The 9,473-nt window shown below is 66.8% G+C and carries 14 protein-coding genes; all 14 read left to right on the forward strand.

The genetic code is table 11. The features are described from left to right. Position 1 precedes the first annotated feature (1 nt). The 14 genes from FS507_RS05205 (at position 2) to FS507_RS05265 (ending at position 9,471) form a co-directional block, all read left to right on the forward strand. Positions 2-1,579 carry a terminase large subunit gene (locus tag FS507_RS05205; protein ID WP_145941743.1) on the forward strand — a complete coding sequence of 526 codons (1,578 nt, stop codon included), beginning with the start codon at positions 2-4 and terminating at the stop codon, positions 1,577-1,579. Positions 1,580-1,592: 13 nt separating this feature from the next. Beyond that, positions 1,593-2,885 carry a phage portal protein gene (locus FS507_RS05210; protein WP_145941744.1) on the forward strand — a complete coding sequence of 431 codons (1,293 nt, stop codon included), beginning with the start codon at positions 1,593-1,595 and terminating at the stop codon, positions 2,883-2,885. Next, positions 2,882-3,238 (forward strand): RapZ C-terminal domain-containing protein, encoded by a 357-nt coding sequence (locus FS507_RS05215; RefSeq protein WP_145941745.1) that lies wholly within the window; start codon positions 2,882-2,884, stop codon positions 3,236-3,238. Before FS507_RS05210 ends, FS507_RS05215 begins: the two co-directional genes overlap by 4 nt. Further along, on the forward strand, positions 3,235-4,374 hold the full coding sequence (locus FS507_RS05220; RefSeq protein ID WP_145941746.1) for an HK97 family phage prohead protease: 1,140 nt from the start codon (positions 3,235-3,237) through the stop codon (positions 4,372-4,374). Before FS507_RS05215 ends, FS507_RS05220 begins: the two co-directional genes overlap by 4 nt. Beyond that, the gene (locus FS507_RS05225) at positions 4,371-5,675 is read left to right on the forward strand and encodes a phage major capsid protein (protein WP_145941747.1); all 1,305 of its coding nucleotides are present in this window, start codon (positions 4,371-4,373) and stop codon (positions 5,673-5,675) included. Before FS507_RS05220 ends, FS507_RS05225 begins: the two co-directional genes overlap by 4 nt. A gap of 86 nt (positions 5,676-5,761) precedes the next feature. Beyond that, on the forward strand, positions 5,762-6,154 hold the full coding sequence (locus tag FS507_RS17545) for a hypothetical protein (RefSeq protein ID WP_186314562.1): 393 nt from the start codon (positions 5,762-5,764) through the stop codon (positions 6,152-6,154). Beyond that, positions 6,147-6,311 carry a hypothetical protein gene (locus FS507_RS17550; RefSeq protein ID WP_186314563.1) on the forward strand — a complete coding sequence of 55 codons (165 nt, stop codon included), beginning with the start codon at positions 6,147-6,149 and terminating at the stop codon, positions 6,309-6,311. Before FS507_RS17545 ends, FS507_RS17550 begins: the two co-directional genes overlap by 8 nt. A gap of 11 nt (positions 6,312-6,322) precedes the next feature. After that, entirely contained in the window at positions 6,323-6,817 is a 495-nt protein-coding gene (locus FS507_RS05235; RefSeq protein WP_145941748.1) for a hypothetical protein, read from the forward strand. After that, complete coding sequence (locus FS507_RS05240) at positions 6,814-7,170, forward strand: hypothetical protein (protein WP_145941749.1); 357 nt, start codon at positions 6,814-6,816, stop codon at positions 7,168-7,170. The genes FS507_RS05235 and FS507_RS05240 overlap by 4 nt, the downstream gene beginning before the upstream one ends. Before the next feature lie 6 nt (positions 7,171-7,176). Beyond that, a complete protein-coding gene (locus FS507_RS05245) occupies positions 7,177-7,467 on the forward strand; it encodes a hypothetical protein (protein ID WP_145941750.1) in 291 nt (96 codons plus the stop codon). Beyond that, positions 7,464-7,865, forward strand: a complete 402-nt coding sequence (locus tag FS507_RS05250; RefSeq protein ID WP_145941751.1) for a hypothetical protein — start codon at positions 7,464-7,466, stop codon at positions 7,863-7,865. The genes FS507_RS05245 and FS507_RS05250 overlap by 4 nt, the downstream gene beginning before the upstream one ends. 17 nt (positions 7,866-7,882) lie before the next feature. Continuing rightward, positions 7,883-8,620, forward strand: coding sequence for a hypothetical protein (locus FS507_RS05255; RefSeq protein WP_145941752.1), 738 nt, complete (start codon positions 7,883-7,885; stop codon positions 8,618-8,620). 111 nt (positions 8,621-8,731) lie between these two features. Beyond that, on the forward strand, positions 8,732-9,103 hold the full coding sequence (locus tag FS507_RS05260; protein ID WP_145941753.1) for a hypothetical protein: 372 nt from the start codon (positions 8,732-8,734) through the stop codon (positions 9,101-9,103). Between the two features lie 86 nt (positions 9,104-9,189). Next, positions 9,190-9,471, forward strand: a complete 282-nt coding sequence (locus tag FS507_RS05265; protein ID WP_145941754.1) for a hypothetical protein — start codon at positions 9,190-9,192, stop codon at positions 9,469-9,471. Positions 9,472-9,473: the final 2 nt, after the last annotated feature.

A 9,473-nucleotide genomic window follows, 5' to 3' on the forward strand; every position in this document is an offset into this window, starting at 1 on the left:
CATGGCGGTTGTGGGAGCAACGGCCCCGCGCCTGTTCACCCCGCCGCTGCGAGAGCTCACCAAGGAAACGTCGTGGGGCTACGACGTCATCTGGTTCGCCAAGAACATCCTGCGCGAGCCGCTGACCGAGTGGCAGGAGTGGCTGTCGATCCACGCCCTCGAGCTGCTGCCGCCCGAGCGGATCCGGGACCAGTACCCGGACCAGCCCGAGCTGTGGGACGAGGAGCTACTGCGCTTCAAGACGATCCTCGTCCTGGTCGCGCGGCAGAATGGCAAAACGCACTGGGCCAAGGTGCTGCTGAAGTGGGCACTGTTCCGAAAGCGGCTGCCGTACATCCTCGGCGCCGCCCAGACGAAAAACGACGCCTTCGAGCTGTGGGAGGAGGTCCGCGACGAGTGCGAGGCTCACCCGAAACTGCGCAAGCGCATGAAGCGGACCTCCAACGCCCACGGATTCGAGGCCCTGCGCTCGCGCACCGGGGTCTACCGGATCGCCGGGCTGGATCGAAACGCCGGCCGCGGCAAGACGGTCAACATGCTCTACCTCGACGAGCTCCGCGAGCATAAAACCTGGACCGGCTGGACCGCCCTGTCCTCGACGACGATGTCCCCGGTGATCGGCTTCAACGTCGCCACCTCCAACGCCGGCGACGCCCGCTCGGTCGTGCTCAAAAGCCTGCGCACCCGCAGCATCAACGCAATCAACTCCGGCGACACCGATGCGGTCACCGTCGGCATCTTCGAGTGGTCCGCCCACCCCGACCTGTCGATCGACGACCGCACCGGCTGGGCACAAGCCAACCCCGACCTCGGCCACGGCCGCATGACCGAGCGCGACGTCAGCGCCGAGAGAGAGGGCAAAGAGGATGACGAGTTCAAGACCGAGAACCTCTGCCAGTGGGTCGAATCCCTCGACCCGGGCAAGATCCCCCCGGAGCTCTGGGATGCTCTCGCTGATCCGGGCTCTCGCCCGGCTGACGACGCCCCCATCTACTGCGGCGTCGACGTCGCCACCGAAGGTACGCACGCCCACATCGTCATCGCCGCCCAGCGGCCCGACGGGCAATGGCACATCGAGGTCGTCGCCTCCCGCGCCGGGTACCGATGGGTGCCCGCCTGGCTGAAAGCACGCGAGTCGACCTGGTTCTCCGGCACCGTCGGCATCCAGGTCAAGGGCAGCCCCTCGAATGCGCTGGCCCCGCTGCTGCGCGAGGCAGGCATCGAGGTCGCCGAGTGGCAGGGCACCGACATGACGTCGAGTGTGTTGGGGTACTTCACCGCGATTCAGGAGCGCAACGTGCGATGGCTGGGACGCGACCCGTCCGCACCGACCACCCCGACGCTGCTCGAAGCCGCCGCCAACGGCGTCAAGGACCGCAAGAGCGGCGACACCTTCATCTGGGACCGCGACAAATCCACCGGCGACGTCACGCCATTCGTGGCATCCAACATCGCCTGGTGGATGGGCAACCGCATCGTCGACGAGCAGGAGTCCGCCTACTCCGGCGACGACTGGGACGACGACGACCTGGACGACACCCTCGACGACTTCGACGACGGCGATCTGATGATCGTGTGAGGAGGCACCCCGCATGGGAATGCTGGACTACTTCGGGCTGCGACGCGCACCCCTGCGTGCGCCCGAGCCCGACGAGCTCGCCGCGCCGATCTTCGCCGGAATCGCCCGCGACATCGACAAGATGTCCGTCGAGCAACTCTGGCGCGAGCAGCCGCACCTACGGACCGTCTGCGACTTCATCGCCCGATCAGTGGCGTCGGTGAACCTGCACGCCTACCGTCACGACACCGACGGCGGCCGGGAGCGCGTCCGCGATGAACCGGTCGCCCGTCTGATGAAGAAGGCGTCGCCGTCGATGCTGACCTACGACCTGATCTACCGGTCGCTGATGGACCTGTCCCTGTACGACGAGTTCATCTGGATCGTTGAAAACCACCCCGACGAGGGATACCGGATCTCCCCGATCTCGCCGACCTGGCAGGTCAGCTTCCGCTGGCACGACGCGTGGACCATGAGGTCGATGGTCATGGCAGACCCGTCCACCGGCGAGCACCTGGAGATCCCCGCTCGCAAAATCGTCCGTCTTCACGGTTACGACCCGTTCACCATGAAGACCGGTTCGTCTCCGGTCGAAGCACTCAAGGACACGCTGCGCGAACAGCTCGAGGGCGCGGCCTACCGGTCGCAGCTCTGGAAGTCGGGCGCCCGCCTCGGTGGTGTCATCACCCGGCCCAAGGATGCGCCGAAGTGGGACAACGCCGCCCGTAAGCGTTTCAAGGGCTCCTGGCAGTCGCAGTACACCGGCCGCGGATCCGGCGCCGGCGGCACCCCGGTCCTCGAGGATGGCATGGACTTCAAACCGGCCCACCTCAAGGCGCAGGACGAGCAGGTCGTCGACATGACCAAGCTCTCCCTGCAGACCGTCGCGTCCGTCTACCACGTCAACCCGACGCAGGTCGGACTGCTCGACAACGCCAACTACTCCAACGTCCGCGAGTTCCGACGCTCGCTGTACGGCGATTCGCTGGGGCCGCAGATCAAGCGGATCGAGGACGCACTCAACCAGTGGGCGCTGCCGATCCTCGGCGTCGACGACGACATCTACGTCGAGTTCAACCTCGAGGAGAAGCTCCGCGCTTCCTTCGAGGAGAAGGCCGCGGTCACCTCGACCGCCGTCGGCGCTCCGTGGATGACCGTCAACGAGGCCCGAGGCATGAACAACCTGCCGCACCTCGACGGAGGAGACCAACTGGCACGCCCGCTCAACACCGCCTTTGGCGCGCCGGGGGATGACACGGAAGACACGGAAGACACGGATGACACGGATGACCAGGACGACGAGGAGTCGGGAGGTGAGGGCCAGTGATCACGATCATCTCCATCGGCAAGAAGTACGACCAGGCCCAGCCCTGCGACATCCACCTCGACGCCACCGAGTGGCCGACCCCGCCGCCGGGACACCGGCAGCTCGACGGTCGGCACCCGACCATCCAGACCAGCGTGCTCACACGAAACCCGGTGCTGTTCTCCTACCTTCTGCTCGCCGCGCAGTTCGCCCAGCGGCTCGTCAAGGAACAGGACCAGGTCACCGTCGTCATCGAGTGCAACGAGGGCATCCACCGCTCCGTCGCCGGCGCCGAGGCGCTGCTGGCCTACGTCACCGAGCTGGGGGAGGACGCCACGGTGTTCCACCGCGACCTCGGGAGGCGGTCGTCATGACCATCCACGTCGTCGTCGGCCCACCAGCCTCCGGTAAGTCGACGTTCGTCGAGCAGAACGCCCCTCCGGGTACGCCGCGGTTCGATTTCGACCGGGTCGCCGACACCGTCGCCGGTGACCTGGTGAAGCACGACGCCCCGCAGGCTGTCGTCGACACCGTCCTGGCGATGCGCCGCGGACTGATGGGCTGGGCTCTCGACGCCGAGACCACCGTCGACGAGCTGTGGCTGATCAACGCCCGCCCGTCCGACTCGACCATCCAGCGGCTCGCCGGCGTCGGCGCCGAGTTCCACCTCTGCGACCCCGGCGTCGACGAGTGCATAGCCCGCGCCGAACGCGAGGGCCGACCAGACCACACCATCGACCGGATCCGGTCGTGGTACGACGACCCACCGGACCTGCCGGGGGAGAAAGGGGGTGAGTCCATGCGAGTCAAGGACATGACCGTCCAGGTCAAAGCCGACGGCTCCGACGACGGCGACGGCGAGTTCTCCGCCTACGCCAGCGTGTTCGACAACATCGACTCCTACGGCGACGTCATCCGCAAGGGCGCATTCGCCAAGACGCTGGAGGACTGGGAGTCCAGCGGCAACACCATGCCGCTGCTCTACGGACACAACTTCTCCGACCCATTCAGCAACATCGGCTCGATCACCAAGGCCGAAGAGGACGATCACGGGCTGAAAATCAGCGCGAAGATCGACCTCGACAACCCGACCGGCGCCCAGGTCTACCGCCTGCTCAAGGAGAAACGCCTGAGCCAGATGTCGTTCGCCTTCGACGTGAAGGAGGGCGGCATGGCCGAGGTCGAGGGCGAGCACGTCTACGAGCTCCGCGAGCTCACTCTCTACGAATGCTCCGTCGTGCCCATCGGCGCGAACCAGGAGACCGAGATCCTCGCCGTCAAGGCGATGGCCCGGTACCTCGACGCCGCCGACAAGGGAGCCGTCGACCAACTCCGCCAGGCGCTGTCACCGCCAGGCGACAGCAAGCACGACACCGACCCCGAGACCCCGGAGGACACCAAGTCCCCGGGGTCTTCGCATGCCCCGGACTCGGACGAGACCGAGGCGAAAGCGGCCCGCGCCCGCTGGCTGCAGTCCAAGTTCGACCTTCTGGAAAGGACCCACCCATGAACCTCCGCGCGCAGTACGAGGCCGCAGTCAAGGCTGCACAGGACCTCCACGCCAAGTACGACTTCGACGCCGGCCTGACCGAAGATCAGTCCACCGAGGTCAAAGCCGCCCTCGACAAGGTCGACGAGCTCGGCGAGAAGCTGAAGAAGGCGGACGAGGACGCCGCCCAGCTCGACCGCCTCCGGTCGCTCAACCTCGACGGCGGCGCCGACGGCCGCAAGAACGCCGCCGAGCCCGAAGCCAAGACCATCGGCGCCCACTTCGTGAAGTCGGCCCGCGACCGCCTGTCCGAGCAGGCCGCCGGACGCCGCATCGAGTTCTCCGCCCCCGAGTTCGACGGCACCAAGGCCGCAGACGACCCGCACAAGACCACCAACCTGTCCGACGAGTTCAACACCGTCTACGGCACCCAGGTCCAGCGCGGCATCGTCAACGCCCGCCGCGAGCGCCTCGTCGCCGCCGACCTCATGGGCGCCGCCACCGTCACCCTCCCGACGATCAAGTACCTCGTCGAAAAAGCCAAGCGCATGATCGAGGGCGCGCCGGGCACTGTTGCCGAGGGCGCGCGTAAGCCGTACGTGAAGTTCGACGAGTTCGACGTCCGTACCGAGTCGCTGTCCAAGATCGCCGCGCTGACGAAGCTGTCCGACGAGATGATCGAGGACTACGGCTTCGTAGCTGACTGGATCAACCAGCAGCTGATCTACGAGCTCAGCGTCGTCGAGGAGGAGCAGCTGCTCCGCGGCGACGGCACCGGCTCCAACCTGCAGGGCCTGCTCAACCGCGACGGTCTGCAGACCTTCGACATCGACACCGACGACACCGGTGAGCAGTTCGACGGACTGTTCCGTGCGATCCAAAAGATCCCGGCAGCCACGAACCTCACGGCGGATGCCTTCATGGTCAACCCGATCAACTACGCCGAGATGCGCCTGCACAAGGACGCCAACGGTCAGTACGTCGCAGGCGGGCCTTTCGCCAACGGTCAGTACGGCGTCGGCGGCATCCTGATCGACCCGCCGGTCTGGGGACTGCGCACCGTCGCCACCAACGCCGTCCCGCAGGGCCGCTACGTCCTCGGCGCATTCCGCCAGGGCGCGACCGTCCTGCGCAAGGGCGGACTGCGTGTCGACTCCACCAACACCAACGACGTCGACTTCGAGCACAACCTGGTCACCCTCCGCGCCGAGGAACGCCTGGGCCTGATGGTCCCGGTGCCCGAGGCCTTCGTCCAGGGCCAGCTCGGCTCCACCACCGGTGGCGGCAACGGCGGAGAGGGTGACGGCCAGGGGGAATCCTGACGCCGGGCACCATGACGCTGCCCGGCGCCGGGACCGTCCCCACGGCCAAGCCCAGCACCAAGTCCAAGAAGAAGTAGGAGTCCACCATGGCTGAGTACGACGGAACCAGCTTCCGCAACGACGACCCCGACACCCCGCTCGAGGCATCCGTCCTCAACGACTGGAACTCCGCGACCGTCGACCACGGCAAGCGGATCAACACCCTCGAGAACGCCGACCCGCCCGCCGACGGCCAAGACGGCGAGGACGGCCAAGACGGGACCGACGGAAAGTCGGCCTACCAGATCGCCGTCGACAACGGCTTCCAGGGCACCGAGACCGAATGGCTCGACTCCCTCAAAGGCCAGGACGGCGAAGACGGACAGGACGGACAGGACGGCAGCGACGCTGCCAACCCCTTCACCGACGACGAGGTCACCACACTCAAGAACCTCGCCGCCGAAGCAGGGGCCGACGACGGCGGCGAGTCCGGTGAGTAACCGCAGGCTCTACCGCCTCGACCTCCCCGGCGGCAGCCACGTCTACCGCTACCTCACCGCCGACGACGCAGCCCGGGACTACCCCGACGCCGTCCTCGACGACACAGAGAAAACCCACGTCCCCATCAACAAGGCCTGGACCCCGGAGACGAGATAGGAGGTGAGCCGATGCCCGACCACGGCATCACCCCCGACCACGTCGCCAACGTCACCAAACAGACCGCCACCGAGGAGCAGATCGACCGGGCAGTAGCCTCCGTCCGATCCCTCTGCGGCTGGCACGTCTGGCCCGTCCGCACTGAAACCCTCCGCCTCGACACCGCCGGCGACACACTCCTCACACTGCCCACCCTGCACGTCGAGGACATCACCGCGGTACGCATCAATGGCACACCCACCACCGCCTACACCTGGTCCACCGACGGACTCCTCCAACTCCCGCGCCACCGCGCCGGGCTGGGGGCGCTGGAGGTGGACATCAAGCACGGCTTTGACCGCCCGGCGGATCTGATCGGTGTGGTCGTGCAGATGATCGGTCGGGCTGCTCGTCCGGCCGAGCAGATGTCGGTCGGTGGTATCTCCGTCGGGGCGGCGCAGGGGGTGACCCCGCAGTCGTCGGAGTGGCGGGTGCTTGGTGCGTACGAGTTGGGGGCCGAGCCGTGATTTTCAGCGAGCAGGTCACCATCGTGCGCCCGGGACGTAAGCGCGGTGACTACGGCGGCTGGGAGGACGACTGGGACAACCCGACGGAGATTCCCGTCGAGTACCCGGTGTCCGTGCAGCCGCAAGCGTCACAGTCCGAGGAGACGACCACAGACCGTGCTGTCACCGACTCCTACCGCCTGTTTACCCCGCCACCGCACCAGCTGCCCGAGGACGTCGTCTCTGGCGATCGTCTCCGGGTCGACTCGTGGGGGATCACGCTGATCTTCGACGGCACCCCCCTGCGCTGGCGCACCCAGATCCTGCCGCACACCGAGGCCGACCTCGTCCTCGTGCGCGGCGTACGGAAGTGAGGCCCCATGCCCGACAAGAACGTCGACCTGGATGCTGACGAGATTTTCGCCCAGGTCAATCAGTCCACCCAGCTGCGTGCCGGTGTGCGGAAGGTAGCGACGAAGGTCGCTGCCGAGGCGCGCCGGACGACAGCGAAGGAGGGCGGTGACGCGACGATCACCCTGCGTGAAGCGCCGCAGTCGAATGGCCGCTACTCGATGGACGTTGTCTCCGACTCTGCCGACGAGGAGTACGGCTCCACCGAGGCCAAGCGCATCCGTGCGCTGCGCTCGGCAGCACGGAGGCATACGCGATGACTGACCCGCTGAAGTGGGTGATCGGCATCGTCGGGGCCAACGTCGGCGACGGCATCTGGGTCGCCGACCGCATGCCCCGGCCTCACGAGCTGGAGGAGAACCTGCCGGCAGTGTCGATCGACCTGCTGCCCAGCTCCGAGCGCTCGGCCTGGGGCGGATTCGGCGGACCGGTGATCGAGGGCATCGCCCTCGACATCGACGTCGTCGCCCCGTCCCGTGCCGAGGCCGTCCCGGTCGGCGACAAGGTCCGGGAGATCCTGCACGCCCTACCGCACATCGAGGGGTCCGCGGTCAGCTCCGTGGAGTGCCCCCGATTCGCCACCCGCCCCGACATCTCGCCGTACGTGCGGCGCATCGGTGTCGAGGCCACCATCATGACCCGCTCCGAGCGGGACTAACCCAAGGAGGAAATCCCATGGCAGAGCAGTCTGCACTCGAAGGCTTCAAGGCAGCAGCAGCCCGCGTCGGCGTCACCGGCTCGATGCGCGTCGCCCCGCTGGGCACCAAGCCCAAGAACGACCTGAAGTCGAAGTACGACACCGATATCTACCGCAACCTCGGCTACCTGTCCCCGGACGGCGTGACGATCAACTTCGACGAGTCCACGCAGGAGTACATCCCGTGGCAGGAGATGACCGCGATCCGTCGCGACATCACCCAGTCTGTGAAGACGGTCCAGGTCACCCTGTGGCAGTTCACCAAGGAGAACGCCGCGATGTACTTCGGCGTCCCCGGCGGGCAGATCGTCGTCAACGAGGAGGACGACACCTGGTACTTCGACGAGGGCGGCGTGCCCGAGTTCGAGCACCAGCAGGTCATCCTCGACGTCATCGACAACAACAAGGCCATGCGCCTGACGATGTACGACGCCCAGGTCACCGAGCGTTCCGGTCTGACGATCAAGCGCGACGAGATGATCGGCCTGCAGATCACCCTGTCCGGCTACCCGGCAGGCCCGGAGTACGCCTCCGCAGGCGAGGACGGCAAGTCCCTGGAGGGCAAGACCAACCGCTGGCTGTTCTCCAACTCCTGGTCCGCGGACGGCCCCGGCGACGACGTCAACGGCGGCGACGACGGAGACAGCCCGTCGGAGGGCCAGACCCTCGCCAGCAACCTCACCGTTCCGAGCAAGGAACTCACCCCGTCCAAGTGACGGACCCCGGCCCCGGGAGGGACACCTGGCAGATCCGCCCGGGGCCGACCCCAGCTTCACCCGTAAAGGGATCTGCCGACCCAATCTTCCATCCTGAAAGGATCTGCCACCATGACCTTCGATATGACCGAGCTTGTCGAGCAGAAGACCGAGGCCACCGGCGTCGACGGCAACTGCATCGATTTCAACTTCCGCGCCACCGAAGGCGAGCACAAGGGCGAGGTATTCAACTTTGTCGTCCCCGACCCGACCATGCTCACCGACGAGCAGCAGGAGGAACTCGCCGAGCTCCCGAACTTCGCCGTCGACATCGCCGCTTGGTACCTGGGCGAAGAGCAGTACGAGAGATTCCGTGAGCTCGGCGGACAGTCCTGGATGGTCCGCGACATGCTGCAGAGCATCGCTGAAGAGCGCCAGGCTAAGGACGCAGCAGGCCGCCCTACACGGCCGAATCGCTCCTCGCGCCGAGCCCGGAAGCAGTAGAAGCCGCCTGCGAGGCGACGTATGGGTGGGACGTCGTCGGTGCCTACTGGCGCGGCGAGATCACCCTTCGCAAGCTGCGCGTACTGGTGACGTACCTTCCGGAGAATGCACCGTCCCGGTGGCACGCCTCTGATGACCGCCCCTGGTCGCAGAGCGACTCGCTGCTGTGGCAGCTCTACGGCGCTGCCCTGCGCACCAACGTGAACCTCGCCCGACTCGGCGGCAACAAAAAGGCCGTCATGCCGTGGGACGAGCAGCCGAAATTCCCCTGGCGCAAGCCCGAGAACCCGAACTCCCAGACGCTGGGCGGGGTCTCCGAGGAGCGCCAGGACGAAGCGATCGAGTACCTGCTCGGTCTCGACGAATAGGA

The sequence above is a fragment of the Corynebacterium glyciniphilum AJ 3170 genome, from assembly GCF_007673095.1.
Classification (GTDB): Bacteria; Actinomycetota; Actinomycetes; order Mycobacteriales; family Mycobacteriaceae; genus Corynebacterium.